This window comes from Pseudomonas sp. CCC4.1 (assembly GCF_035019225.1).
In the GTDB taxonomy this organism is placed as follows: domain Bacteria; phylum Pseudomonadota; class Gammaproteobacteria; order Pseudomonadales; family Pseudomonadaceae; genus Aquipseudomonas; species Aquipseudomonas bubulae.
Genome location: NZ_JASJWL010000036.1, coordinates 17,695 through 43,172 on the forward strand (window position 1 = coordinate 17,695; position 25,478 = coordinate 43,172).

24 protein-coding genes are annotated in these 25,478 nt (G+C 58.8%); 19 read left to right on the plus strand and 5 right to left on the minus strand.

The window, feature by feature from the left end; all coding sequences use genetic code 11:
* Positions 1-31: 31 nt before the first annotated feature.
* The 8 genes from QN377_RS14945 to QN377_RS14980 all read left to right on the plus strand — a co-directional run bounded on the left by QN377_RS14945 (position 32) and on the right by QN377_RS14980 (position 9,273).
* Positions 32-808: a gamma-glutamyl-gamma-aminobutyrate hydrolase family protein gene (locus QN377_RS14945; RefSeq protein WP_095017911.1), complete on the plus strand. Its 777-nt coding sequence runs from the start codon at positions 32-34 to the stop codon at positions 806-808.
* A 36-nt stretch (positions 809-844) separates the two neighbouring features.
* On the plus strand, positions 845-2,203 hold the full coding sequence (locus QN377_RS14950; RefSeq protein ID WP_094999614.1) for a glutamine synthetase family protein: 1,359 nt from the start codon (positions 845-847) through the stop codon (positions 2,201-2,203).
* 61 nt (positions 2,204-2,264) lie between these two features.
* Positions 2,265-3,629: an aspartate aminotransferase family protein gene (locus QN377_RS14955; RefSeq protein WP_094999615.1), complete on the plus strand. Its 1,365-nt coding sequence runs from the start codon at positions 2,265-2,267 to the stop codon at positions 3,627-3,629.
* A 184-nt stretch (positions 3,630-3,813) separates the two neighbouring features.
* Entirely contained in the window at positions 3,814-4,926 is a 1,113-nt protein-coding gene (locus QN377_RS14960; protein WP_095017910.1) for a polyamine ABC transporter substrate-binding protein, read from the plus strand.
* A 236-nt stretch (positions 4,927-5,162) separates the two neighbouring features.
* Positions 5,163-6,257: a polyamine ABC transporter substrate-binding protein gene (locus QN377_RS14965; protein WP_094999617.1), complete on the plus strand. Its 1,095-nt coding sequence runs from the start codon at positions 5,163-5,165 to the stop codon at positions 6,255-6,257.
* A 69-nt stretch (positions 6,258-6,326) separates the two neighbouring features.
* A complete protein-coding gene (locus QN377_RS14970; RefSeq protein WP_094999618.1) occupies positions 6,327-7,469 on the plus strand; it encodes an ABC transporter ATP-binding protein in 1,143 nt (380 codons plus the stop codon).
* On the plus strand, positions 7,466-8,386 hold the full coding sequence (locus QN377_RS14975; RefSeq protein WP_029611643.1) for an ABC transporter permease subunit: 921 nt from the start codon (positions 7,466-7,468) through the stop codon (positions 8,384-8,386). Before QN377_RS14970 ends, QN377_RS14975 begins: the two co-directional genes overlap by 4 nt.
* Positions 8,383-9,273, plus strand: a complete 891-nt coding sequence (locus QN377_RS14980) for an ABC transporter permease subunit (RefSeq protein WP_016782811.1) — start codon at positions 8,383-8,385, stop codon at positions 9,271-9,273. The genes QN377_RS14975 and QN377_RS14980 overlap by 4 nt, the downstream gene beginning before the upstream one ends.
* Positions 9,274-9,464: 191 nt before the next feature.
* Here the strand turns inward: QN377_RS14980 and QN377_RS14985 are convergent, their stop codons facing one another.
* Positions 9,465-9,845: a hypothetical protein gene (locus tag QN377_RS14985; RefSeq protein ID WP_094999620.1), complete on the minus strand. Its 381-nt coding sequence runs from the start codon at positions 9,843-9,845 to the stop codon at positions 9,465-9,467.
* Positions 9,846-9,996: 151 nt separating this feature from the next.
* Between QN377_RS14985 and phoB the strand changes: the two genes are divergently transcribed.
* From phoB to epsC, 7 genes are all read left to right on the plus strand, one after another.
* Positions 9,997-10,689: a phosphate regulon transcriptional regulator PhoB gene (gene phoB / locus QN377_RS14990; protein WP_094999621.1), complete on the plus strand. Its 693-nt coding sequence runs from the start codon at positions 9,997-9,999 to the stop codon at positions 10,687-10,689.
* 44 nt (positions 10,690-10,733) lie between these two features.
* A complete protein-coding gene (gene phoR, locus QN377_RS14995; protein ID WP_094999622.1) occupies positions 10,734-12,056 on the plus strand; it encodes a phosphate regulon sensor histidine kinase PhoR in 1,323 nt (440 codons plus the stop codon).
* Between the two features lie 99 nt (positions 12,057-12,155).
* Positions 12,156-13,496, plus strand: coding sequence for a hemolysin family protein (locus QN377_RS15000; protein WP_094999623.1), 1,341 nt, complete (start codon positions 12,156-12,158; stop codon positions 13,494-13,496).
* Between the two features lie 207 nt (positions 13,497-13,703).
* On the plus strand, positions 13,704-15,011 hold the full coding sequence (locus QN377_RS15005) for a CitMHS family transporter (protein WP_094999624.1): 1,308 nt from the start codon (positions 13,704-13,706) through the stop codon (positions 15,009-15,011).
* Positions 15,012-15,306: 295 nt separating this feature from the next.
* Positions 15,307-16,965 (plus strand): Na/Pi cotransporter family protein, encoded by a 1,659-nt coding sequence (locus QN377_RS15010; protein ID WP_095017909.1) that lies wholly within the window; start codon positions 15,307-15,309, stop codon positions 16,963-16,965.
* 83 nt (positions 16,966-17,048) lie between these two features.
* Entirely contained in the window at positions 17,049-18,425 is a 1,377-nt protein-coding gene (locus QN377_RS15015) for a M16 family metallopeptidase (RefSeq protein ID WP_095017908.1), read from the plus strand.
* A gap of 95 nt (positions 18,426-18,520) precedes the next feature.
* The gene (gene epsC, locus QN377_RS15020) at positions 18,521-19,447 is read left to right on the plus strand and encodes a serine O-acetyltransferase EpsC (protein WP_094999627.1); all 927 of its coding nucleotides are present in this window, start codon (positions 18,521-18,523) and stop codon (positions 19,445-19,447) included.
* Between the two features lie 113 nt (positions 19,448-19,560).
* On the opposite strand, the gene trpA is transcribed toward epsC, so the two are convergent.
* Both trpA and trpB read right to left on the minus strand, forming a co-directional pair.
* Positions 19,561-20,367, minus strand: a complete 807-nt coding sequence (trpA, locus tag QN377_RS15025) for a tryptophan synthase subunit alpha (RefSeq protein WP_095017907.1) — start codon at positions 20,365-20,367, stop codon at positions 19,561-19,563.
* Complete coding sequence (trpB, locus tag QN377_RS15030; protein ID WP_094999629.1) at positions 20,367-21,587, minus strand: tryptophan synthase subunit beta; 1,221 nt, start codon at positions 21,585-21,587, stop codon at positions 20,367-20,369. Before trpB ends, trpA begins: the two co-directional genes overlap by 1 nt.
* A gap of 113 nt (positions 21,588-21,700) precedes the next feature.
* On the opposite strand from trpB, the gene QN377_RS15035 reads away from it, so the two are divergent.
* A complete protein-coding gene (locus tag QN377_RS15035; protein ID WP_094999630.1) occupies positions 21,701-22,597 on the plus strand; it encodes a LysR family transcriptional regulator in 897 nt (298 codons plus the stop codon).
* Here the strand turns inward: QN377_RS15035 and QN377_RS15040 are convergent.
* Positions 22,594-22,920 carry a DUF883 family protein gene (locus QN377_RS15040; RefSeq protein ID WP_016782799.1) on the minus strand — a complete coding sequence of 109 codons (327 nt, stop codon included), beginning with the start codon at positions 22,918-22,920 and terminating at the stop codon, positions 22,594-22,596. The genes QN377_RS15035 and QN377_RS15040 overlap by 4 nt on opposite strands.
* Positions 22,921-23,074: 154 nt before the next feature.
* On the opposite strand from QN377_RS15040, the gene QN377_RS15045 reads away from it, so the two are divergent.
* Positions 23,075-23,290 carry a dodecin gene (locus QN377_RS15045; RefSeq protein WP_094999631.1) on the plus strand — a complete coding sequence of 72 codons (216 nt, stop codon included), beginning with the start codon at positions 23,075-23,077 and terminating at the stop codon, positions 23,288-23,290.
* Positions 23,291-23,409: 119 nt separating this feature from the next.
* On the plus strand, positions 23,410-23,634 hold the full coding sequence (locus tag QN377_RS15050) for a DUF1161 domain-containing protein (protein WP_094999632.1): 225 nt from the start codon (positions 23,410-23,412) through the stop codon (positions 23,632-23,634).
* 120 nt (positions 23,635-23,754) lie between these two features.
* On the opposite strand, the gene QN377_RS15055 is transcribed toward QN377_RS15050, so the two are convergent.
* On the minus strand, positions 23,755-24,759 hold the full coding sequence (locus QN377_RS15055; protein ID WP_095017906.1) for an LLM class flavin-dependent oxidoreductase: 1,005 nt from the start codon (positions 24,757-24,759) through the stop codon (positions 23,755-23,757).
* A 215-nt stretch (positions 24,760-24,974) separates the two neighbouring features.
* On the opposite strand from QN377_RS15055, the gene QN377_RS15060 reads away from it, so the two are divergent.
* Positions 24,975-25,406, plus strand: coding sequence for an OsmC family protein (locus QN377_RS15060; RefSeq protein ID WP_094999634.1), 432 nt, complete (start codon positions 24,975-24,977; stop codon positions 25,404-25,406).
* Positions 25,407-25,478: the final 72 nt, after the last annotated feature.

Consider the following 25,478-nt stretch of genomic DNA (forward strand, 5'->3'; position numbering starts at 1 on the left):
ACCCATAACAGCAATAATACCGGGGTGTTACATGTCACGCCTGCCGTTAATCGGCGTCACCGCCTGCACCAAGCAGATCGGTTTGCATCCTTATCACATCACTGGCGATAAGTACGTGCGAGCAGTTGCAGTGGCCGCCAAAGGCTTGCCCCTGATCATTCCGTCACTGGCGGAACTGATTGATCCGACCGATATTATTGACGGTCTGGACGGCCTGCTCTTTACCGGGTCGCCTTCCAATATTGAACCCCACTTGTATCACGGCCCCGCCAGCGCACCAGACACGCTGCATGATCCCGAGCGTGATCGCACCACCCTTCCGCTGATTCGTGCTGCATTGGCAGCGGGCGTTCCGGTGCTCGGCATTTGCCGCGGCTTTCAGGAGTTGAATGTAGCTCTGGGTGGCTCACTTCACCAGAAATTGCATGAAGTCGAAGGTTTTATCGAACATCGCGAAGACCCCAGTGCCCCTGTTGAGGTGCAATATGCACCGAGCCACGCCATGCACGTCCAGCCGGGCGGAGTGTTGGCAGCTTTGGGCTTGCCCACTGAGTTCGAGGTCAACTCGATTCATACCCAGGGTATCGATCGCCTGGCCCCCGGTTTACGCGCAGAAGCCCTTGCACCGGACGGTCTGGTCGAAGCCGTGTCGGTCAAAGACGGCAAGGCTTTTGCTTTGGCGGTTCAGTGGCACCCCGAATGGCAGGTAAGCTCCAACCCGATTTACCTCGCCATCTTCCAGGCATTTGGAGATGCCTGCAGACGGCGCGCAACACAACGCGACGCAGATGCGTCAGTAAACGCCTGACTTATTCAAGTCAGGACACTCAGCCCAGAGGCATTTATGAGTAACAACCTCGACCAGCTCACCGATTGGTTGAAAGACCACAAGATCACAGAAGTCGAATGCATGATCGCCGACCTTACCGGGATTACTCGCGGCAAGATCTCGCCGACCAACAAGTTCATTGCCGAAAAGGGCATGCGCCTGCCCGAGAGCGTATTGCTGCAAACCGTAACGGGCGACTATGTCGAAGACGACATCTATTACGAACTCCTCGATCCGGCCGACATCGACATGGTCTGCCGTCCCGATCAGAACGCAGTCTTTGTGGTGCCGTGGGCAATTGAGCCAACTGCTCAGGTGATTCACGACACCTACGACAAGCAGGGCAACCCGATCGAGCTGTCGCCGCGCAACGTGCTTAAAAAGGTCCTCAAACTCTACGCCGACCATGGCTGGCAGCCGATCGTGGCGCCGGAGATGGAGTTTTACCTGACCAAGCGCAGTGACGACCCGGATTACCCGTTGCAGCCGCCTGTGGGCCGCTCCGGCCGCCCGGAAACCGGTCGTCAGTCCTTCTCCATTGAAGCGGCCAACGAATTCGACCCGTTGTTCGAAGACGTATACGACTGGTGCGAACTGCAAAAGCTGGATCTGGACACGTTGATCCACGAAGACGGCACGGCGCAGATGGAAATCAACTTCCGTCACGGCGACGCACTGTCCCTGGCCGACCAGATTCTGGTGTTCAAGCGCACCATGCGCGAAGCCGCGCTCAAGCACGATGTCGCCGCCACGTTCATGGCCAAACCCATGACCGGCGAGCCTGGCAGTGCCATGCATTTGCACCAGAGCATCATCGATATCAACACCGGCAAAAACATCTTCTCCAATGAAGATGGAACCATGAGCGACCTGTTCCTGAACCACATCGGCGGGCTGCAGAAGTTCATTCCAGAGCTGTTGCCGCTGTTTGCTCCGAATGTGAACTCGTTCCGCCGTTTCTTGCCTGATACCTCGGCGCCGGTAAACGTGGAGTGGGGCGAGGAGAACCGTACCGTGGGTTTGCGCGTACCGGATGCCGGGCCGCAGAACCGTCGTGTCGAAAACCGCCTGCCGGGCGCCGATGCCAACCCGTACCTGGCCATTGCCGCCAGCCTGCTGTGTGGCTACATCGGCATGGTCGAAGGCATCAACCCGAGTGCGCCGGTAGTGGGCCGTGGGTACGAGCGCCGCAACCTGCGCTTGCCGTTGACCATTGAAGACGCCCTGGAGCGTATGGAAAACAGCAAGACGGTCGAGAAGTACCTGGGCACCAAGTTCATCACCGGCTACGTGGCAGTCAAACGTGCCGAACATGAAAACTTCAAGCGCGTCATCAGTTCGTGGGAGCGGGAATTCCTGCTGTTCGCCGTCTGACACGCTGGAGGGGCGAGCCAGGAAGGCGCCGCCCCTCCTCTACTGACTAAAGGAGAGCCGTATGACCAACAAGAACCCGCAAACCCTCGAATGGCAACAACTGAGCAACGATCACCACCTGGCACCGTTCAGTGACTTCAAACAGTTGAAAGAAGTCGGCCCACGCATCATCACTCACGCCAAGGGCGTGTACCTGTGGGACAGCGAAGGCCACAAGATTCTCGACGGCATGGCCGGCCTGTGGTGTGTTGCCATCGGCTATGGCCGTGACGAGCTGGCTGAAGCGGCCAGCAAGCAAATGCGTGAACTGCCGTACTACAACCTGTTTTTCATGACCGCCCACCCGCCGGTCCTTGAACTGTCAAAAGCCATCGCCGAGATCGCACCTGAAGGCATGAACCATGTGTTCTTCACCGGCTCAGGCTCTGAGGGCAACGACACGATGCTGCGCATGGTTCGCCATTACTGGGCGATCAAGGGCCAGCCGAATAAAAAGACCATCATCAGCCGCAAAAACGGCTACCACGGTTCTACCGTGGCCGGTGCCAGCCTGGGCGGCATGACCTACATGCACGAACAGGGCGATTTGCCGATTCCGGGCATTACCCACATCCCGCAGCCGTACTGGTTCGGAGAAGGGGGCGATATGTCCCCGGAAGAGTTCGGCATCTGGGCGGCCAATCAGCTCGAAGAAAAAATCCTCGAACTGGGCGTCGACACTGTCGGTGCCTTTATTGCCGAGCCGATCCAGGGCGCGGGCGGTGTGATTGTGCCGCCAGCCACCTACTGGCCACGCATCAAGGAAATTCTGGCCAAGTACGACATCCTGTTCGTGGCCGATGAAGTGATTTGTGGTTTTGGTCGCACCGGCGAGTGGTTCGGCAGTGATTTCTACGACCTCAAGCCGGACATGATGACCATCGCCAAGGGCCTGACCTCGGGCTACATCCCGATGGGCGGCCTGATCGTGCGCGACGAAGTGGTGGCGGTGCTGAATGAGGGCGGCGATTTCAACCACGGCTTCACCTACTCGGGTCACCCGGTAGCCGCCGCCGTGGCACTGGAAAACATCCGCATCCTGCGCGAAGAAAAAATTGTCGAGAAGGTGCATGCCGAAACGGCACCGTATTTGCAAAAGCGTCTGCGTGAACTGAACGATCACCCGTTGGTGGGCGAAGTGCGTGGTGTGGGCATGCTGGGTGCCATTGAGCTGGTACAGGACAAAGCCACACGCAAGCGTTACGAAGGCCGTGGTGTCGGCATGATCTGCCGGCAGTTCTGTTTTGATAACGGTCTGATCATGCGTGCCGTGGGTGACACCATGATCATCTCGCCGCCATTGGTGATCAGCAAGGACGAGATCGACGAGCTGGTGACCAAGGCGCGTAAGTGCCTGGATCTGACCTTGGAAACTTTGCAAGGTTAACTGCTAGGCTTTGAGCGCAGGAGAACTGCTGTTTTAAAGCAGGCAATTGCGCTCAGAGCCTTAAGAATCAAGGCTCTTCCCTTGAAAGCCTGCCCCGGATCTTGCCAGACTAGCCGCCGGCTTTAGTCACCTTGAGATCAGGTCGCTGAATCGGTGGTTTAAAAGAACAATTGGAGCATTACAGATGAAGGCATCAGGTTTTAAAAAAGCTGGCAAGACCCTTCTCGCCCTCTCCTTGATGGGTGTGATGGCCGGGGCAGCTCAAGCAGCAGACAAGGTTCTGCACATCTACAACTGGTCCGATTACATCGCACCGGACACGGTTAAAAAATTCGAAGACCAGACCGGTATCAAGGTGGTCTACGACGTGTTCGACAGCAACGAGACCCTTGAGGCCAAGCTGCTGGCGGGCAAGTCCGGCTACGACATCGTCGTGCCTTCCAACAATTTCCTGGCCAAGCAGATCAAGGCCGGGGTTTACCAGGAGCTGGACAAGTCCAAGCTGCCCAACTGGAAAAACCTCGACCCGGCGTTGCTCAAGGCCGTTGGCGATGCCAGCGACAAAGACAACAAACATGCGTTCCCGTACATGTGGGGCACCATCGGCATCGGCTACAACCCGGAGAAGGTCAAGGCCGCGCTGGGCGTGGACACCATCGATTCCTGGGACGTGCTGTTCAAGCCGGAGAACGCTGCCAAGCTTAAAAGCTGCGGCATAAGCTTCCTCGACTCGCCGACCGAAATGATCCCGGCCGCCCTGCACTACCTGGGCTACCCGACCGATTCGCAAGACAAGAAACAACTGGCTGAAGCCGAAGCGCTGTTCCTGAAGATTCGCCCTTCGGTCGGCTACTTCCATTCCTCCAAGTACATCTCCGACCTGGCCAACGGCAACATCTGCGTGGCCGTGGGTTACTCGGGTGACCTTGAACAGTCCATTTCCCGCGCCAAAGAGGCCGGTGACAAGGTCAAGCTCAAGTACGCGATCCCTAAAGAAGGTGCCGGCAGCTTCTATGACATGGTCGCCATTCCCAAGGATGCCGAGAACGTCGACGCCGCCTATGCCTGGATGAATTATCTGATGCAGCCTGAAGTGATGGCCGAAATCACCAACAGCGTGCGTTTCCCCAACGGTAACAAGGCTGCAACGCCGCTGGTGAATAAAGATATCTCGGGCGACCCGAGCATTTACCCGTCCGATGAAGTGAAGGCCAAGCTCTACGCTATCAGCGATTTGCCACCGACCACCCTGCGGTTGCTGACGCGCAGCTGGACCAAAATCAAGTCCGGTAAATAACGCCTCGCCCCTTGTAGCCGCTGCCGAAGGCTGCGATTGAGACCGGAGGGCTGATGCCTTCCGGTTTCACAAAAACCGGCGCAATGGTCGGAAAAACAAGGTGTTAGGGCAATTATTCGCGGAAAACTTTGCTGTGCAGGTTTATCGAGGGTAAGTTGCGCGCCGGTTTTGTCTTTGGCGGTTCGACTGCCGTATGACGCGGGCAACTCAGGCCCAACTATTTAGAGGACCATCACGTGTCTATATCTCTGTTTCGCAAGACCTTGCTGGTCGGAGCTGGTTTGACGCTTGCCGTCAGCGTACAAGCGGCACCCACGGTGCACATTTACAACTGGTCGGACTATATCGCGCCGAACACGCTGGCTGATTTTGAAGCCGCGACCGGCATCAAGCCGATTTATGATGTCTTTGATTCCAACGAAACCCTGGAAGGCAAACTGCTGGCCGGGCGTACCGGTTATGACGTGGTCGTTCCGTCTAACCACTTCCTGGGCAAGCAGATCAAGGCGGGTGCGTTCCAGAAGCTCGACCTTGCGCAGTTGCCGAATTATTCCAACCTCGACCCGGCCCTGCTCAAGCGCCTGCAGGCCAATGACCCGGGCAATCAATATGCCGTGCCTTACCTGTGGGGCACCAACGGCATTGGCTACAACGTCGATAAAGTCAAAGAAGTGCTGGGCGTCGACAGTATCGACTCCTGGGATGCGGTGTTCAAACCCGAGAACATGAAGAAGCTCACCAAGTGCGGCGTGGCTTTCCTGGATTCGGCGGATGAAATGCTGCCTACCGTACTCAACTACCTGGGCCTGGATGCCAACAGCACCAACCCCAAGGACTACAAGAAAGCTGAAGAAGTCCTGATGTCGGTGCGTCCATACGTCACCTACTTCCACTCTTCCAAATACATCTCCGACCTGGCCAACGGCAACATCTGCGTTGCGATTGGTTTTTCCGGTGATGTATTCCAGGCCAAGGCGCGTGCCGAGGATGCAAAAAAAGGCGTGAACATCGCCTATATCGTGCCCAAGGAAGGCGGCGCCCTGTGGTTTGACATGCTGGCCATCCCCAAGGATTCCAGCAACGTCAAGGAGGCCCACACATTCATCAACTACCTGCTCAAGCCTGAAGTGATCGCTCAGGTCAGTGACTATGTCGGTTATGCCAACCCTAACCCGGCGGCCGACAAGGTGATGGATGAGTCCATTCGTACCGACGAAGCGGTTTACCCAACCCAGGCGGTGCTGGACAAGACATACGTCTCAACCGAGCTGCCCCCGAAAATACAGCGTCTGATGACGCGTACGTGGACCAAGGTCAAGACGGGCAAGTAATCTCGCCAGACCACCTATCCAAGGCCCGGCCATCAAGGCCGGGCTGCTAAATTTGTTGGGAGTTACGTAATGGCTGTTGCCTCCGGCGCCTATAAGAAAGCCCTCGAGGGCGACCAGACACCTAAGCAGGTGCTGGTCAAAATCGACCGGGTCACGAAGAAATTCGACGAGACGATTGCCGTGGACGATGTGTCCCTGGAAATCAACAAGGGCGAAATCTTCGCCCTGCTCGGCGGATCGGGATCGGGCAAATCCACTTTGCTGCGCATGCTCGCCGGTTTCGAGCGCCCAACAGAGGGTCGTATCTTCCTTGACGGTGTTGATATCACCGACCTGCCGCCCTATGAGCGGCCGATCAATATGATGTTCCAGTCCTATGCCCTGTTCCCGCATATGACCGTGGCGCAGAACATCGCCTTCGGCCTCAAGCAGGACAAGATGTCGACCGCCGAGATCGATGCCCGCGTGGGCGAGATGCTCAAGCTGGTCCACATGAGCCAGTACGCCAAGCGCAAGCCCCATCAGTTGTCCGGTGGCCAGCGCCAGCGTGTTGCCCTGGCCCGTTCGCTGGCCAAGCGCCCGAAGTTGCTGCTGCTGGATGAGCCAATGGGCGCATTGGACAAAAAACTGCGTTCGCAGATGCAGCTGGAACTGGTTGAGATCATCGAGCGCGTGGGCGTGACCTGCGTGATGGTGACCCACGACCAGGAAGAGGCCATGACCATGGCCCAGCGTATTGCGATCATGCATTTGGGCTGGATTGCCCAGATCGGCAGCCCGATCGACATTTACGAAACCCCGGTCAGCCGCCTGGTGTGTGAATTTATCGGCAACGTCAACCTGTTCGACGGTGAAGTGGTCGATGACGCCGAAGGCTATGCGCGGATCAAGTGCCCGGAGCTGGAGAACGACATCTACGTCGGTCACGGCGTCAGCACCTCGGTGGAAGACAAGCACACCACCTACGCGATTCGCCCGGAAAAAATGCTCGTCACCACCGAAAAGCCGACCTGCGAATACAACTGGTCGCGCGGCAAGGTGCATGACATCGCTTACCTGGGCGGGCACTCGGTGTTCTACGTCGAGCTGCCGAGCGGCAAGCTGGTGCAGTCGTTTGTGGCCAACGCCGAACGCCGTGGCGCCCGCCCGACCTGGGACGACGAAGTCTACGTGTGGTGGGAAGACGACAGCGGCGTGGTATTGCGCTCATGAACATGCGAAAACTCAAACGCCGACTGCAACGAATAACCCCCGGTGGCCGCCATATGGTCATCGGGATTCCATTCCTGTGGCTGTTTTTGTTCTTCATGCTGCCGTTCTTCATCGTCCTGAAGATCAGCTTTGCCGAAGCGGACGTCGCGATTCCGCCGTATACCGAGATCTATAGCTACGTTGACCAGAAAATCCAGGTACTGCTGAACCTGGGCAACTACGCCATGCTCGGCGACGATGAACTGTATATCGCCGCGTATCTGGGCTCCCTGAAGATGGCTTTCTTCAGCACCCTGCTGTGCCTGCTGATCGGTTATCCGATGGCCTATGCCATCGCCAATGCCCGCAAAGAGATGCAGACCGTGCTGGTACTGCTGATCATGATGCCGACCTGGACCGCGATCCTGATCCGCGTCTACGCGTGGATGGGCATTCTCAGCAACAACGGCCTGCTCAATGGCTTCTTGATGTCGATGGGCTGGATCAGTGAACCCCTGCAGATCCTCAACACCAATATCGCGGTGTATATCGGCATTGTGTATTCGTACCTGCCATTCATGATCCTGCCGCTGTATGCCAACCTGGTGAAACACGACACCAGCTTGCTGGAAGCCGCGTCAGACCTGGGGTCGAGCACCTTCAACAGCTTCTGGAAGATCACCGTGCCGCTGTCCAAAAACGGCATTATCGCCGGCTGCATGCTGGTGTTTATCCCGGTGGTGGGCGAGTTCGTGATCCCGGAACTGCTGGGCGGCCCGGAAACCCTGATGATCGGTAAAGTGCTGTGGCAAGAGTTCTTCAATAACCGTGACTGGCCGGTGGCGTCTGCGCTTGCCGTGGTCATGCTGGCGATCCTGATCGTGCCCATCATTCTGTTCAACCGCAGCCAGGCTAAAGAGCTGGAGGGCAAGATATGAATCGCTTCCGTTTTTCTAGCTTTATGTTGGTCGCGGGGTTGTTGTTCATCTACCTGCCGATGCTGATTCTGGTGATCTACTCGTTCAACGCCTCCAAGCTGGTGACGGTGTGGGGCGGCTGGTCGTTGAAGTGGTACGTGGGCCTGCTGGACAACACGCAACTGATGGGTTCGGTGATGCGCTCGCTGGAAATCGCCCTGTACACGGCGATTGCAGCGGTGGCACTGGGTACGTTGGCGGCATTTGTGCTGACGCGTATCAGCCGCTTCAAGGGTCGCACGCTGTTTGGCGGCCTGGTGACGGCGCCGCTGGTCATGCCAGAGGTGATTACCGGTCTGTCGCTGTTGCTGCTGTTCGTGGCGATGGCGCAGATGATTGGCTGGCCGCAAGAACGTGGCCTGGTGACCATCTGGATCGCGCACACGACGTTCTGCTCGGCCTATGTGGCGGTGGTGGTGTCGTCGCGCTTGCGTGAGCTGGATCTGTCGATCGAAGAAGCGGCCATGGACCTGGGTGCCAAGCCGTGGAAGGTGTTCTTTTTGATCACCATTCCCATGATTGCGCCCTCCCTGGCGGCCGGCGCAATGATGTCCTTTGCCCTGTCGCTGGATGACCTGGTACTGGCCAGTTTTGTGTCGGGGCCGGGGTCGACGACCTTGCCGATGGAAGTGTTTTCGGCGGTGCGCCTGGGGGTCAAACCTGAGATCAACGCCGTGGCCAGCCTGATTTTGCTGGCAGTGTCACTGGTGACCTTCATGGTGTGGTTCTTCAGCCGCCGCGCTGAAGAGCACCGCAAAAAGGCGATTCAGCAGGCTATCGATGAGTCTGCGGCGGAATCGTGGAAGCAGCCGGACGTGCGTCGTCCGCAGTCGACCAGCGCGGTTTAAGACAGCGTCATAAAAAACCTCGCCCCCTGTGACAGGGAGGCGAGGTTTTTTTTGCCTGAGATCAAGACCCCTCACCCCAGCCCTCTCCCGGAGGGAGAGGGAGCCGATCTTCAGTGAGGCGTACATCTGCTTTTGCTTTTAGTCCCCTCTCCCATTGGGAGAGGGTCAGGGTGAGGGTTTTTTTGATCTTCCTATGGCTTGGCCACCTTCCACGCCCCGTCCATTTTACCGTCACCGGTCATGTCACCGGCTTTCTTGTCCATCACGAAGGTGTACAGCGGTTTGCCGTCATAGGCCCATTGCATGTGGCCGTCATCGCGTTTGATGGCCGTCCACTTGCCCATGTCCATGGCTGTGCTCTCGGCTGCCAGCGGCGGCCAGTTGGCGGCGCACTTGTCATTGCACATCGATTTGCCGCCCGCATCCTTGGCGAAGGTGTAGAGGGTCATGCCTTTGTGGTCAACGAGCATGCCGTCCTTGGTCATCGCCGGTTCAGCCGCATACGCCAACCCGGGCAAGGTGAAGGCTACGGCCAGCAGCAATGTCTTTAGGGAAAACGAGCTAGATGTCATTGGAATCGTCCTTTTTGTGGTTGTACGATTTGAGACTAAAGCGTAGTTCACGAACCGTTAGCGCGCGCCCATCCCCAAAGCTGTCACACGACTGCAATAATTGCGTTATCTAATGCGCCACAAGACAGTTTAATGACGAGAGGATTACGGCATGGTTGGCAGGAGCATTTTGATCGTTGATGACGAGGCGCCGATCCGCGAGATGATCGCCGTGGCCCTGGAAATGGCGGGCTACGATTGCCTTGAAGCCGATAATGCCCAGGATGCCCATGCCATTATCGTGGACCGTAAACCGGACCTGATCCTGCTCGACTGGATGCTGCCCGGCGGTACGTCGGGCATTGAGCTGGCCCGACGCCTCAAGCGCGAAGAGCTGACCGGCGATATTCCCATCATCATGCTCACGGCCAAGGGTGAAGAGGACAACAAGATTCAGGGCCTGGAAGTGGGCGCGGATGACTACATCACCAAACCATTCTCCCCCCGTGAGCTGGTCGCCCGCCTCAAGGCCGTGCTGCGCCGCGCCGGCCCGGCCGATGCCGAATCGCCCATCGAGATCGGCGGCCTGCTGCTCGACCCCATCAGCCACCGCGTGACCATCGACGGCACCCCTGCCGAAATGGGCCCCACTGAATACCGCCTGCTGCAATTTTTCATGACCCACCAGGAGCGCGCCTACACCCGGGGCCAGTTGCTGGACCAGGTCTGGGGCGGCAACGTGTATGTGGAGGAGCGCACTGTGGACGTGCATATCCGCCGCTTGCGCAAAGCGCTCGGTGAGGCTTACGAAAATCTGGTACAAACCGTGCGTGGTACCGGTTACCGGTTTTCCACCAAGGCCTGATACCGGCTCTCACTGATCCAGCGGCAAGCAAGGACTCGCGCGACGTGAATCAAAACTGGCATGGCACTCTGATCCGTCATTTGTTGCTTTTGGTCACTGGCTGCCTGCTGGTCGGGCTGATCAGTGGCTATTACGGCTGGAGCCTGGCCATTGGCCTAGCGTTCTATCTGGGCTGGACCCTCAAGCAGTTGCTGCGCCTGCACGAGTGGCTGCGCCAGCACAAACCCGACGAAGCACCGCCCGATGGCTACGGTTTGTGGGGCGAGGTGTTCGACAGCATCTACCACCTGCAGCGCCGTGACCAGCGCGTACGCGGGCGACTGCAAGCGGTGATCGATCGCGTGCAAGAGTCTACGGCGGCGCTCAAGGACGCGGTGATCATGCTAGACAGTGACGGCAACCTGGAGTGGTGGAACCTCGCCGCAGAGACCCTGCTGGGTCTCAAGACGCCACAGGACAGCGGCCAGCCAGTGACCAACCTGGTACGCCACCCGCGCTTCAAGGAATACTTCGAGCAAGGTAATTATGGCGAACCGCTGGATATCCCCTCGCCGGTCAACGATCACTTGCGCATCCAGCTCTATATCACCCGCTACGGCAACAACGAACACCTGATGCTGGTGCGCGACGTGACGCGCATTCATCAACTGGAGCAGATGCGCAAAGACTTTATCGCCAACGTATCCCATGAACTGCGTACGCCGTTGACGGTGATCTGTGGCTATCTTGAAACCCTGCTCGATAACGTCGACGACGTAAACCCGCGCTGGAAGCGCCCCCTGTCGCAAATGCAGCAACAGGGTGAACGCATGCAGACCCTGCTCAACGACCTGCTGTTGCTGGCCAAGCTGGAGGCCACGGATTACCCCTCGGATAACCAGCCGGTGGCCATCGACAGCTTGCTGCGTTCGATCAAGAGCGACGCCCAGGCGTTGTCCGGTCAGCGCAACCAGACGATCACCCTGGACGTGGAAGCCGATTGCGCGCTCAAGGGCAGCGAAGCCGAATTGCGCAGCGCGTTCTCCAACCTGGTGTTCAACGCCGTCAAATACACCCCCGATGGCGGCAGCGTACGCATTCGCTGGTGGGCAGACAGCGCGGGCGCCCACTTGAGCGTGCAGGACTCGGGCGTGGGTATCGACAACAAGCATTTGCCGCGCCTGACGGAACGCTTCTACCGTGTCGATTCCAGCCGCAACGCCAGCACCGGCGGCACCGGGCTGGGCCTGGCGATCGTCAAGCATGTGTTGCTGCGCCACCGCGCGCGCCTGGAGATCAGCAGCGTATTGGGACACGGCAGCACCTTCACCTGCCATTTCGCACCGGGCCAGGTGACAAAACCCCAGCCAAAGACACTTATTGACTAGGCCCTGTAGCCCTTTCCCACTAGGCAAGGGCTACATCAGCCGTTACATTGTTTGGCCATACCTCCCTATCTGTAACGACGGAACCCGTAAAACTCCATCATGGACCCTTCCCCTGGCTTGACCCTCGCGACACTCTTCGCCGACTTCGGCATGATTCTTTTTGCTTTGATCCTGGTTTTGCTCAACGGTTTTTTCGTTGCGGCCGAATTTGCCATGGTCAAATTGCGCTCCACCCGGGTTGAGGCGATAGCCGAAGACAACGGCTGGCGCGGGCAGATCCTGCGCACCGTGCATAACCAGCTCGACGCCTACCTGTCTGCCTGCCAGCTGGGTATCACCTTGGCCTCGCTGGGCCTGGGCTGGGTCGGCGAGCCGGCGTTCGCCCATATCCTGGAGCCGCTGCTGGGCGCCATCGGCGTCTCGTCGCCTGAAGTGATCAAGGGCGTATCGTTCTTTACCGCCTTCTTTATCATTTCCTACCTGCACATCGTGGTCGGTGAGCTGGCGCCCAAGTCCTGGGCCATCCGCAAGCCAGAGACCCTGTCGCTGTGGACCGCCGTGCCGCTGTACCTGTTCTACTGGGCCATGTACCCGGCGATTTACCTGCTCAACGCCAGTGCCAACGCGATTTTGCGTATTGCCGGCCAGGGTGAGCCCGGTGCCCATCACGATCACGCTTACAGCCGTGAAGAACTCAAGCTGATCCTGCACTCCAGCCGTGGCCAGGATCCGAGCGACCAGGGCATGCGCGTGCTGGCTTCTGCCGTGGAAATGGGCGAGCTGGAAGTGGTCGACTGGGCCAACTCCCGCGAAGACCTGGTGACCCTGGATTCCAAGGCGCCGCTCAAGGACATCCTGGCGCTGTTCCGTCGCCACAAATTCAGCCGCTACCCGGTCTATGATGCCGACACCAACACCTTCGTCGGTTTGCTGCACATCAAGGATCTGCTGCTGGAACTGGCCGACCTGGACCACTTGCCCGAAACCTTCAACCTTGAAGAACTGACCCGACCGCTGGAGCGGGTGTCGCGGCATATGCCGCTGAGTCAGTTGCTTGAGCAGTTCCGCAAGGGCGGCGCGCACTTTGCCCTGGTTGAAGAAGCTGACGGCAAGGTGGTGGGCTACCTGACCATGGAGGACGTGCTGGAAGTGCTGGTAGGTGATATCCAGGACGAACACCGCAAGGCCGAGCGCGGCATTCTGTCGTATCAGCCTGGCAAGCTGCTGGTGCGCGGCGACACGCCGTTGTTCAAGATTGAACGCTTGCTGGGTGTGGACCTTGACCACGTTGAAGCCGAAACCGTCGCGGGCCTGATCTACGACACCCTCAAGCGGGTTCCGGCCGAAGAAGAACAACTGGAAGTCGAAGGCCTGCGCATCATCATCAAAAAGATGAAAGGTCCGAAAATCGTCCTGGCCAAAGTCCTCAAGCTGGATTAAAGCCCGCTCTTTGTAGCAGCTGCCTCGTACCTTCGGCAGCTGCTGCAAGGATTTATGCAACTCTCCCTTCTGTAAGAACTTTTGCCAGCGAAAGCTGGCTGAAAGCTTCCCTCTCTAGCATCGAGTCATTACCGGCAACAGACCGGTTGGCCTGCCACGCGTACAACCCGCGGTCAGCGCCTTACTACAACAATAAGGGTGACTTTCATGCTGACCTTCCTTGGCTTTGCCATGGTCATTACATTCATGTACCTGATCATGACCAAGCGTCTTTCCGCCCTGATCGCCCTGATTCTGGTGCCCATCCTGTTTGCCGTTTTCGGCGGTTTTGCCCCGAAAATCGGCCCGATGATGCTCGAAGGCATCACCAAGCTGGCCCCTACCGGGGTGATGCTGATGTTCGCCATCCTCTACTTTGCCCTGATGATCGACTCCGGTCTGTTTGACCCGGCAGTGCGCAAGATCCTCAAGCTGGTCAAGGGTGATCCGCTGAAAATCTCGGTGGGCACGGCGGTGCTGGCGCTGGTGGTGTCCCTGGATGGCGACGGCGCGACCACCTACATGATTTGCGTGGCGGCCATGCTGCCGCTCTACAGCCGTATCGGGATGAGCCCGCGGATCATGGCCGGCCTGATCATCCTGGCCGGCGGCGTGATGAACATGACGCCCTGGGGCGGCCCGACAGCACGGGCGGCCAGTGCGCTGCACGTCGATCCTTCGGATATTTTTGTACCGATGATCCCGGCAATGCTCGCCGGCTGCGCAGCGATCCTGGTCATCGCCTGGTTCTACGGCAAGCGCGAGCGTGCGCGTCTGGGCGAATTGCACCTGCACGGCGATGAAGTCGACCACAGCGAAATCAGCGTGTCGCAGTATCCGGATGCACGTCGACCTAAACTGATCTGGTTCAACGGTGCATTGACCCTGGCGCTGATGATCGCGCTGATTGCCGGCCTGCTGCCTCTGCCCGTGTTGTTTATGGTCGCGTTCAGTATCGCGATGATCGTCAACTATCCTTGCCTGCAACAGCAAAAAGACCGTGTAGCGGCCCATGCTGGCAGTGTCCTGGCAGTGGTTGGGCTGATTTTTGCCGCGGGTATCTTCACTGGCATCCTGTCGGGCACCGGGATGGTCGATGCCATGTCCAAAAGCCTGTTGGCCGTGATTCCGCCTGCGCTCGGGCCGTATCTGGCGGTGATCACCGCGCTGGTGAGCATGCCCTTCACCTTCTTCATGTCCAACGATGCGTTCTACTACGGGGTACTGCCTGTATTGGCCGAAGCGGCCAGCCACTACGGCATCACTGCCGCCGAAATGGCCCGTGCCTCAATTGTCGGCCAGCCAGTGCATTTGCTCAGCCCACTGGTGCCCTCGACCTACCTGCTGGTAGCCCTGGCCGGTATCGAGTTTGGCGATCACCAGCGTTTCACCCTCAAGTGGGCGATTCTGGTGTGCCTGTGCATCATGGTCGCCGCGCTGCTGCTGGGCACATTCCCGCTGTTCAGTACGCTCTAACACAGCAATCGCGTAGCAGCTGCCGAGGAACGAAGGCTGCGTTCGAGCGCGAAGCGGTCGTAAAGTCTGAGCCTATGGTGTGCCTGACACACCGCAATCGCCGATTTTACGACTGCTGCGCAGCCGGACGCAGCCTTCGTTCCTCGGCAGCTGCTACGAGGTATTAATCTTTCAACCCTGCCCCTGCTATGCGATGCTGGCGCTCTGCTCAATTGCCGACTACATCTTAAGAAACATCTGTAGGAACGGCCCGCAGCTATCTGATCCTTAGACACATCTACCACAGGGAGCCAGCATGCTGACCCTGCTCAATCTGCTTTCCGCCGTGGCCTTGCTCATCTGGGGCACGCATATCGTCCGTACCGGCATCTTGCGGGTCTACGGTACCAACCTGCGCCATGTCATCGGGCAAAACGTCTCCAGGCGCATGTTTGCCTTTGTCGCGGGGATCGTGGTTACCGCCATGGTGCAGAGCAGCAACGCCACGGCCATGCTGGTCACTTCCTTTGTCGGCCAGGGGCTGATGGCGCTCACTCCCGCGCTGGCGACCATGCTCGGTGCCGATGTCGGTACGGCCTTGATGGCGCGGGTGCTGACCTTCGACCTGTCGTGGCTGTCGCCGCTGTTGATTTTTCTGGGTGTGATTTTCTTTTTGACCCGCAAGCAAACCCGTGCCGGGCAACTGGGGCGGGTGGGCATTGGCCTGGGCTTGATCATCCTGGCGTTGCAATTGATTGTCGAAGCCGCCACACCCATCACCCATGCTCAGGGCGTGAAGGTGATTTTTGCTTCGTTGACCGGCGATATTCTGCTCGATGCCCTGGTTGGCGCCCTGTTCGCCATGGTGTCTTACTCAAGCCTGGCGGCCGTGCTGCTGACTGCCACATTGGCGGGCGCGGGGGTTATCAGCCTGCATGTGGCCATCGGCCTGGTGATTGGCGCCAATATCGGCAGCGGCATACTGGCGTTTCTCAGTACCAATATGCAGAACGCAGCGGGCCGGCAGGTGGCATTGGGCAGCCTGCTGTACAAGCTGATCGGCCTGTTGTTGATCATGCCCGTGCTCGACCCGCTGGTGGCCTGGATGGACAGCCTGAGCTATAGCGCCCAGGAGTTGGTGATCGGCTTCCATCTGCTCTACAACACCGCCCGCTGTTTCTTGATGTTGCCGACAGTAGGCCTGATGGCGCGCATTTGCGCCTGGCTGCTGCCTGAGCGCGAGCAAACCAACGGTGTCGCCAAACCGCGCCACCTGGACCCCGCCGCCCTCGATACACCGAGCCTGGCGCTAGCCAATGCGGTGCGCGAAACCCTGCGCATTGGCGACCTGATCGACACCATGTTGGTCAATATGCTCGACGTTCTACGCGGCAAGCAAACGGCTATCACCGCGGAAATGCGCACGTTGAGCGATGAAGTCGAAGTGCTCTACAGCGCGGTAAAACTCTATCTGGCACAAATGCCTCGGGAGGATTTAAGCGAGCAGGACAGTCGGCGCTGGGCTGAAATCATCGAACTGGCGATCAACCTCAAACTTGCCAGTGATGTAATCGAACGCATGCTGCGCAAAGTCCAGCAGCAGAAAACCTCCCAGCGCCGGTCATTTTCAGAAACAGGGCTGGAGGAGCTGGTGGGCCTGCAAACCCAGTTAATCGATAATTTGCGTCTTGGGCTGACGGTGTTTCTCAATTCCGACCCGCAGAACGCCAGCCAATTGCTGCGTGAAAAACGCCGCTTTCGCGCCCAGGAGCGGCGTTTGGCCCACGCTCACGTAAGTCGCTTGCAGCGTAAAGTCACACAAAGTATCGAGACCAGTTCTATGCATCTGGAGCTGATCGCGGACATGAAACGCCTTAACTCGTTGTTTTGCGGCAGCGCCTACGTGGTGCTGGAGACCTCTGAAACCGGGGCCCTGGAGCTGGATGACGCAGCCGACACGCAACATTCGCCTTGAACGTTGTACGTCGGGCTGTTGTCAGCCGTTATGCAGCGACTAAGCTGCACGGGCTCAAGGATTCGAGAATTCAGGGATTTTTTATGCGTTGCCTGCTGTTTATCTGCTTGCTGCTTGGCGCTGCCCAAGGCTTTGCCCTGGATCGCTACAGCGTTGAGGGCTATCAACTGCCCAATGGTCTGCAACTGATCCTCAAACCCAACAACGATCGCGATCATGTGGCTATTCGGCTGGTGGTGGGGGTGGGTATGGATGACTTTTCCTGCGCCGATCAGCAATTGCCCCATCTGCTGGAACATTTGCTCTTCAGCGGCATCGACGACACCGGTGAAGGGGGGCTGGAGGAGCGCATGCAAGCGTTGGGGGGCGAATGGAACGCTTTTACCAGCAGCGCCGATACCACCTTTGTGATCGAGGCCCCGGCAAAAAATCAGCGCAAGATTCTCGACCTGCTGCTGGGGTTGCTGACCCGCACCCAGCTGACCGAACAACGTATCAGCGACGCCAAACAGGTGGTCGAGCGCGAAGACGGCGGCCATTATTCGCACTTGCAGCGCTGGCTGGACCGTCAGGATCTGGGCCACAGCGCCAGCAACCAGCTGGCTGTCGAATTGGGCCTGAAGTGCGCCGAGCGGGCCGAAGTGCATGACCTTACCCGCCAGCAACTAGAGGCTGTACGCCAGAAGTGGTACGCGCCCAACAACATGACGCTGATTATCGTCGGCGACCTTGACCGTTTCTTGCCAGCTTATCTCGAGCGAGCCTACGGTGCCCTCGAGCCGGTTGACCCCAGCGAGCACCGTCCCCTGGCCGCCATCGATGCCAAGGCCGACGCAGAGCGCGAGCTGGTGCGCGGTGTGGTGGGCGATACGGCAACCCTGCACTGGTTGCTGCCCGAACCGGTTATCGAAGGGCAATCCGATGAAACCTGGACCCTGCTGCGTGATTATCTGGAGTGGGCGCTGTACAGCGAACTGCGGCTCAAGCACGGCTTGTCTTACGGCCCCTGGGCTGAGCGGGAGGTGTTTGGCGGCGTGAGTTTTCTGAGTCTGAATGCGGATCTTGAACGCGAGAACGTGCCCAGGGCCCGTGAGGTGATGCAGCAACTCACGTCACGGCTGCTCAAGGACGGGCTGGATCCGCAGGTGTTTGCCCGACTCAAGCAAACGGCCATTTCCCGTCAGGCGTGGACGGTGCAAGGCAGCAGTGCGCTGGCTGATTACTACTGGGCCTCGCTGGGAGACTACGATGAAGGCCGTTTTGCCGACCCTGCCCGGCAGTTGCAGGCCATTAACCTGGAGCAGGCAAATGCCGCACTGCGCGAGTTATTTGCCGAGCCCGGGTACATTCGCATCGAAAAGCCGCTATTCAGCTATAACGGCTTGAGCATGGCCATTTTGGGCGGGTTGCTGCTGTTGATCAGCGCCGCGGTGGGTTGGCGCCTCTGGCGCCGGCGTTAAGGCTTGATTGCCGGAGTCGCAAACGTTTTGATACCGTAAAATCATTGCCTATTCGCGGCTGGTTGATCCAGCCGCCAGCGTGCGGAGTATTCATCGTGAGTGATCGTTCCAATCCTTGGCAATTGCAGGCCATCGTCTGCCAACTGCGCGCGGCGCGAAACCAGTGGCGTACGCAAAACGGCCGCGTCAGTGGCGAACAGGGCGGTCGCGAGCTGCCGTCGCGTGCTGCAATGGCCGATATTCTTGAAGCTCTTTGCGGTGCTTTGTTTCCGATGCGTTTGGGCCCGGTGGACCTGCGTGAAGAGAGCGAAGATTTCTACGTGGGCCACACCCTGGACGTAGCCCTCAATGCGTTGCTGACCCAGGCCCGGCTGGAGTTGCGTTATGTCGCGCGTCAGGGCGGGTTGCCGGATGAGGGAGTGGATGCGACGGCGACCTTGCTGATTCAGGACTTTGCCCTGGCTTTGCCGGGTTTGCGCAGCATTCTCGATACTGACGTGCTGGCCGCTTACCACGGTGACCCGGCGGCGCGCAGCGTCGATGAAGTGCTGCTGTGCTACCCGGGAATTCTGGCGGTGATTCATCACCGGTTGGCGCACCACCTGTACCGTGCCGGGTTACCGTTGCTGGCGCGCATCAGCGCAGAAATCGCCCATTCGGCCACGGGGATCGACATTCACCCCGGCGCGCAGATTGGCCGCAGTTTCTTTATCGATCACGGCACGGGCGTGGTGATTGGTGAAACTGCGATTATTGGCGAGCGTGTGCGGATTTATCAGGCGGTGACGTTGGGTGCCAAGCGGTTCCCGGCGGATGAGTCGGGACAGCTGCAAAAAGGCCATCCACGTCATCCGATCGTTGAGGATGATGTGGTGATTTATGCGGGAGCGACGATTTTGGGGCGTATCACCATTGGTCAGGGTTCGACCATTGGTGGCAACGTATGGTTGACCCGCAGCGTACCGGCAGGCAGCAACCTGACCCAGGCTAACCTGCTGCATGATGACGGGACGCAGAAGTAATACTGTGTAAGCCTCTTGCCCTCACCCCAGCCCTCTCCCGGGGGGAGAGGGAGCCGATGTGTGGTGACATCCCCCAATCAGTCCCCTCTCCCTCCGGGAGAGGGGCTCTTGATCTAGCGGGCGCTACGTACACCTTCAGCCAGCGCAGCACACAAACTCAGCACACCATCCACCGCCTGTTCAGGCGTCGCTGCATTCTCGATCTTGTCGATCAGGGCCGAGCCCACCACCACGCCATCGGCCAGGCGGGCAATTGCCGCAGCCTGTTCAGGGGTACGGATACCAAAGCCCACGCTGATCGGCAAATCAGTATGCCGACGCAGACGCTCGATAGCCGCGCTCACCTGTTCCGTGGTGGCCGAACCGGCACCGGTCACGCCCGCCACCGAAACGTAATATACAAAGCCCGAACTGCCAGCCAATACGGTCGGCAGGCGTACGTCGTCCGTGGTTGGCGTGGTCAGGCGGATAAAGTCCAGGCCTGCAGCCTGCGCCGGGTCGCACAGCTCGTTGTTGTGCTCGGGTGGCATGTCGACCACGATCAGGCCGTCTACGCCCGACTCTTTGGCTTCGGCGATAAAACGCGCCACGCCATAGTGGTGGATCGGGTTGAAATAGCCCATCAGCACCAGCGGAGTGTCGTTGTTACCGGTACGAAATTCACGAACCATCTGCAGGGTTTTTGCCAGGTTCTGCTTGGCACCCAACGCACGGATGTTGGCCAGTTGAATCGCCGGGCCGTCGGCCATCGGATCGGTGAAGGGCATGCCCAGTTCGATCACATCGGCGCCTGCTGCCGGCAGGCCCTTGAGGATGGCCAGCGAGGTGTCGTAATCCGGGTCACCGGCGGTGACAAAGGTCACCAGCGCCGCGCGGTTTTGTTCCTTGAGAGCGGTAAAGCGCGTTTGCAGGCGGCTCATCAGTGTTGCTCCTGTTGAGACTGTTCCATGTGGTGCATCACGGTTTGCATGTCTTTGTCGCCGCGACCCGAAAGGTTGACCACCATCAGGTGATCGGCCGGCAGGGTCGGTGCTCGCTTGAACACTTCGGCCAGCGCGTGGGCGCTTTCCAGGGCCGGGATGATGCCTTCAAGGCGGCAGCATTTGTGGAAGGCATCCAGCGCCTCAGCGTCGGTCACCGAGGTGTACTGGACACGACCGATATCGTGCAACCAGGCGTGTTCAGGGCCGATGCCCGGGTAGTCCAGGCCTGCGGAAATCGAATGGGCGTCGATGATCTGGCCATCGTCGTCCTGCAACAGGAAGGTGCGGTTGCCGTGCAACACGCCCGGCTCACCGCCATTGAGGCTGGCCGCGTGCTTGCCGGTTTCGATACCGTAGCCGGCGGCTTCTACGCCGATGATTTCAACGCCGGTGTCATCCAGGAACGGGTGGAACAGGCCCATGGCGTTGGAGCCACCGCCGATGCATGCCACCAGGCTGTCCGGCAGGCGGCCTTCCTGTGCTTGCATCTGGTCGCGGGTTTCCTTGCCGATCACGGCCTGGAAGTCGCGCACCATCGCCGGGTAAGGATGCGGGCCAGCCACGGTGCCGATCAGGTAAAAGGTGCTGTCAACGTTGGTCACCCAGTCACGCAAGGCTTCGTTCATTGCATCTTTGAGGGTGCCGGTGCCTGCCACCACCGGGATCACTTCGGCGCCCAGCAGCTTCATGCGGAACACGTTGGCCTGCTGGCGCTCGATGTCGGTGGTGCCCATGTAGATCACGCACTGCAGGCCAAAGCGCGCAGCCACGGTGGCAGTGGCCACGCCGTGCATGCCGGCGCCGGTCTCGGCGATGATGCGTTTTTTGCCCATGCGCCGTGCCAGCAGGATCTGGCCGATGCAGTTGTTGATCTTGTGGGCGCCGGTGTGGTTCAGCTCTTCGCGCTTGAGGTAGATCTTGGCGCCGCCACAGAACTCGGTCAGCCGCTCGGCGAAGTACAGCGGGCTTGGGCGGCCCACGTAGTCGCGTTGGAAGTAAGCCAGCTCCTTGATGAACTCAGGGTCTTTTTTCGCCAGCTCGTACTCGCGATCCAGGTCAAGGATCAGCGGCATCAGGGTTTCAGCCACATAACGGCCGCCAAATGAGCCAAACAGGCCATTGGCATCAGGGCCGGTACGCAAAGTGGATTGAGTCATGTGACGCTCCAGATAAAAAATGGCGAAGGTCTATGGGCCTGACTGTACCCGTGACAGCCCGGGATGAAAACCGATAAGATCGCCGTAACCTGTCAGGAAAACTCACAGATACCATGAGCCGCGATCTCCCCCCTCTTAATGCCCTGCGTGCCTTTGAAGCCACCGCCCGCCTGAGCAGCGTCAGCCAGGCGGCTGAGCAGCTACACGTCACCCACGGTGCCGTCAGTCGGCAATTGAAAGTGCTGGAAGAGCACCTGGGGGTGAGCCTGTTCGTCAAGGAAGGGCGCGGGCTAAAGCTGACCGAAGCCGGTATCCGCTTGCGGGATGCCAGTAGCGAAGCCTTTGAGCGCTTGAGAAATGTATGCGCTGAACTCACGCAAAGCCAGGTTGACGCTCCGTTCGTGCTCGGCTGTTCAGGCAGTTTGCTGGCGCGCTGGTTTATTCCGCGCCTGGGCCGATTGAATGCCGACTTGCCTGACTTGCGCCTGCACCTGTCGGCCGGTGAAGGCGATCTGGACCCGCGTCGCCCCGGGCTGGATGCATTGCTGGTGTTTGCCGAGCCACCCTGGCCAGCAGACATGCAGGTTTACGAATTAGCCAGCGAGCGCATTGGCCCGGTGGTCAGTCCCCGTTATGCGCGGTACGAACAACTGCGCCATGCCCCGGCCAGCGCCTTGCTCGACGAACCGTTGCTGCACACCACTTCGCGGCCGCAGGCATGGCCGAGCTGGGCGCAAAAAAACGCAATTGAGACGAAGGATTTGCAATACGGGCAGGGGTTTGAACACTTGTATTACTTGCTGGAAGCCGCCGTTGCGGGGCTGGGTGTAGCGATTGCTCCCGAGCCGCTGGTGGCCCAGGACCTGCAAGCAGGACGGCTGGCTGCGCCCTGGGGCTTCAATGAAACCCCGGGGCAACTGACGTTATGGTTGCCCAAGCGCGCCGCAGACGGACGCGCCAGGCAACTTGCGCAATGGCTCAAGGCAGAGCTTGCGCGCAGCGCAGATTAATTGCCGCGCTTGCACAACAGGAAGGCTGCCAGCAGACCCAGTGCGCCGATGGCAACCCCAGCGGTGGCATACGGATGCTCTTGGGCGTATTCACGGGTAGCGATCGCGGTTTCGCGGGTTTTGTCCTTCACTTCTTCCAGCGCATCGCTGAGCAGATGACGTGAATGCTTGAGCGCGTTCTCGGCGTTGTTCTTGAGGATGCCAAGGGTCTTTTTGGACTCGTCCGAAGCGTCGTGCTTGAGGCTTTCAAGAGACTTGAGCAGGCTCTCGATCTCTGCTTCCATGCTTTGCAATGAGGCTTTACGTAAAGAGTTGCTAGCCATTAGGGCTCTCCTGCATTGATGAGTGAGGTGCTTGTTAAGTCGGACTACAGGGGCGTGAGAAAGTGCAGTTAACCTGAACTTTTCCTTTTAGATTGCCTACAAAGTATTTAGCACATTCGCTGCTAGGCTTTGATTTACGACAAAGGAGAACGTTATGTCTGACCATCACACCTACAAGAAAGTCGAATTGGTAGGCTCGTCCCCGACCAGCATAGAAGACGCCATCGGTAATGCACTGGCCGAAGCCAACAAAAGCATCAAGCACCTTGAATGGTTCGAGGTGATCGACACCCGCGGCCATATCAAGGACGGCAAGGTGGCGCACTATCAGGTAACGCTCAAAATCGGCTTCAGGATTGCCAGCAGTTGATTTGAGGCAAGGTTTTGCCCCGTGGACTGGCCGTTTGCCATAAAGTCCGCTACACAGTCTGGGTGCAATGCGGCATGTTCGCATTGCACCCTTTTTGTTTTGACCGGGGAATGTGACCGATGAAAAAGCTTTTATTGGCTGTAGGTTTGCTGAGTCTGGCAGGAACGGCGTTCGCGGCGGGCAAGCCGTGCGAAGAACTGAAAAGCGAAATCGCGGCGAAGATTGAAGCTAACGGCGCCAGACATTATTCGCTGACGGTTGTGGAAAAAGGTGCTGCCGCTGACGGCAAGGTAGTGGGCTCTTGCGAAGCCGGCACCAAAGAAATTGTCTACAAGCGCGGGTAAGTCCAGCGCAGTAGTAGATCTTGTGGGAGCGGGCTTGCTCGCGATGCGCACGCTGCGGTGTTTCAGATCAATCGCGTCGATACCATCGCGAGCAAGCCCGCTCCCACACTTCCCTTTGCGTCAGGCCCCTTTCATCACCTGCGACAGCAATTCATACGAGTGAATGCGGTCTGCGTGTTCGTACAGATCACAGGTAAAAATCAACTCATCGGCCTGGGTCTGCTCGACCAGCACGTCCAGCTTGGCCTTGATCTTCTGCGGGCTGCCGACCATCGCCAGGCCCAGGAAACTCATCACCGCCTCTTTTTCGTGGGGCAGCCACAAACCGTCCATCGTCGCCACCGGCGCGCGCTGCACCAGACTCTGCCCGCGCATCAGCGCCAGGATTCGCTGGTACACCGAGGTGGCCAGGTACTCGGCCTGCTCGTCGGTGTCAGCAGCCACCAGCGGCACGCCCAGCATCACGTAGGGCTTGTCCAGCACGGCAGAAGGCTTGAAGTGGTTGCGATAAACGCGAATCGCTTCATGCATCAACCGTGGTGCGAAATGTGATGCAAAGGCGTAAGGCAAACCCAGTTCACCGGCCAATTGTGCACTGAACAGACTGGAGCCCAGCAGCCAGACCGGCACATTGGTGCCAGTGCCCGGCATGGCGATGATCCGTTGGTCGGGAGTACGTGGGCCCAGATAGCGCATCAGCTCGGCCACATCCTGCGGGAAATCATCGGCACTGCCCGAACGCTCACGACGCAGTGCGCGGGCGGTCATCTGATCCGAGCCGGGCGCGCGGCCAAGGCCCAGGTCAATGCGTCCCGGGTACAGGCTTTCGAGGGTGCCGAACTGCTCGGCGATAACCAGCGGCGCATGGTTGGGCAGCATCACGCCGCCCGATCCGACACGGATGGTTGACGTACCGCTGGCGAGATAACCGATCAACACCGAGGTGGCCGAACTGGCAATCCCATCCATGTTGTGGTGTTCCGCTACCCAGAAACGGTTGTAGCCGAATTTTTCCACATGCTGTGCCAGATCCAGCGAATTACGCAACGACTGGGCTGCACTGCCGTTTTCGCGGACAGGGACCAGGTCGAGGGTCGAGAATTTGATGTCAGACAGTCGTTTCATCAGCCGGCTACTCCAGGTGGGATGCAGGTCAGGGTGCTCGCATAACCTGCCAGTACTTACAGCAATATGGGCATATACCCGAGTTTCAATGGTCGACTGGGAATTGAGCTACTAAAAATGAAGATTGGTCCGACAGGGTGAACTTTGTGGCGCGAACTACCCTCACTAGTTCATTCAAGGCGTGAAACCTTCGCGCCGTTCTTCAGGAGGCACGCATGAGTATTAAAAAGAAAGCATCGGCTCATTGGGCAGGCGACCTTAAAACCGGCATTGGCTCCATCTCCACAGAAACCGGCGTGCTGCGCGAAGCGCCTTATGGCTTCAAGGCGAGGTTCGAAGGCGGTAAGGGCACCAACCCCGAAGAGCTGATCGGCGCAGCCCATGCAGGCTGTTTCTCGATGGCCTTGTCGATGATTCTCGGTGATGCCGGCCTCAAGGCCGACAGTATCGATACCACTGCTGAAGTAACCCTGGATCAAGTGGACGGCGGCTTTGCAATTACGGCCGTGCATCTGGTGCTCAAGGCCAAGGTGCCCGGCGCCACCCAGGCGCAATTCGACGAACTGACCACCAAAGCCAAAGAGGGCTGCCCGGTGTCCAAGGTACTGAACGCCAAAATCACCCTCGACGCGACGCTGGTGAGCTGACACCACCTGTGTGCCCCGCTAACCGCTAGCGGGGCACAATCGATACCCGGCTGCGACAGATCAGTCCTGCGC

What these genes read in the sequence shown, in the direction of transcription:
- QN377_RS14945 (WP_095017911.1), top strand. Translation starts at nt 32, where the DNA reads ATGTCACGCCTGCCGTTAATCGGCGTCACCGCCTGCACCAAGCAGATC.
- QN377_RS14950 (WP_094999614.1), top strand. Translation starts at nt 845, where the DNA reads ATGAGTAACAACCTCGACCAGCTCACCGATTGGTTGAAAGACCACAAG.
- QN377_RS14955 (WP_094999615.1), top strand. Translation starts at nt 2,265, where the DNA reads ATGACCAACAAGAACCCGCAAACCCTCGAATGGCAACAACTGAGCAAC.
- QN377_RS14960 (WP_095017910.1), top strand. Translation starts at nt 3,814, where the DNA reads ATGAAGGCATCAGGTTTTAAAAAAGCTGGCAAGACCCTTCTCGCCCTC.
- QN377_RS14970 (WP_094999618.1), top strand. Translation starts at nt 6,327, where the DNA reads ATGGCTGTTGCCTCCGGCGCCTATAAGAAAGCCCTCGAGGGCGACCAG.
- QN377_RS14975 (WP_029611643.1), top strand. Translation starts at nt 7,466, where the DNA reads ATGAACATGCGAAAACTCAAACGCCGACTGCAACGAATAACCCCCGGT.
- QN377_RS14980 (WP_016782811.1), top strand. Translation starts at nt 8,383, where the DNA reads ATGAATCGCTTCCGTTTTTCTAGCTTTATGTTGGTCGCGGGGTTGTTG.
- QN377_RS14985 (WP_094999620.1), bottom strand. Translation starts at nt 9,845, where the DNA reads ATGACATCTAGCTCGTTTTCCCTAAAGACATTGCTGCTGGCCGTAGCC.
- phoB (WP_094999621.1), top strand. Translation starts at nt 9,997, where the DNA reads ATGGTTGGCAGGAGCATTTTGATCGTTGATGACGAGGCGCCGATCCGC.
- QN377_RS15000 (WP_094999623.1), top strand. Translation starts at nt 12,156, where the DNA reads ATGGACCCTTCCCCTGGCTTGACCCTCGCGACACTCTTCGCCGACTTC.
- QN377_RS15005 (WP_094999624.1), top strand. Translation starts at nt 13,704, where the DNA reads ATGCTGACCTTCCTTGGCTTTGCCATGGTCATTACATTCATGTACCTG.
- QN377_RS15010 (WP_095017909.1), top strand. Translation starts at nt 15,307, where the DNA reads ATGCTGACCCTGCTCAATCTGCTTTCCGCCGTGGCCTTGCTCATCTGG.
- QN377_RS15015 (WP_095017908.1), top strand. Translation starts at nt 17,049, where the DNA reads ATGCGTTGCCTGCTGTTTATCTGCTTGCTGCTTGGCGCTGCCCAAGGC.
- trpA (WP_095017907.1), bottom strand. Translation starts at nt 20,367, where the DNA reads ATGAGCCGCCTGCAAACGCGCTTTACCGCTCTCAAGGAACAAAACCGC.
- trpB (WP_094999629.1), bottom strand. Translation starts at nt 21,587, where the DNA reads ATGACTCAATCCACTTTGCGTACCGGCCCTGATGCCAATGGCCTGTTT.
- QN377_RS15035 (WP_094999630.1), top strand. Translation starts at nt 21,701, where the DNA reads ATGAGCCGCGATCTCCCCCCTCTTAATGCCCTGCGTGCCTTTGAAGCC.
- QN377_RS15040 (WP_016782799.1), bottom strand. Translation starts at nt 22,920, where the DNA reads ATGGCTAGCAACTCTTTACGTAAAGCCTCATTGCAAAGCATGGAAGCA.
- QN377_RS15045 (WP_094999631.1), top strand. Translation starts at nt 23,075, where the DNA reads ATGTCTGACCATCACACCTACAAGAAAGTCGAATTGGTAGGCTCGTCC.
- QN377_RS15050 (WP_094999632.1), top strand. Translation starts at nt 23,410, where the DNA reads ATGAAAAAGCTTTTATTGGCTGTAGGTTTGCTGAGTCTGGCAGGAACG.
- QN377_RS15055 (WP_095017906.1), bottom strand. Translation starts at nt 24,759, where the DNA reads ATGAAACGACTGTCTGACATCAAATTCTCGACCCTCGACCTGGTCCCT.
- QN377_RS15060 (WP_094999634.1), top strand. Translation starts at nt 24,975, where the DNA reads ATGAGTATTAAAAAGAAAGCATCGGCTCATTGGGCAGGCGACCTTAAA.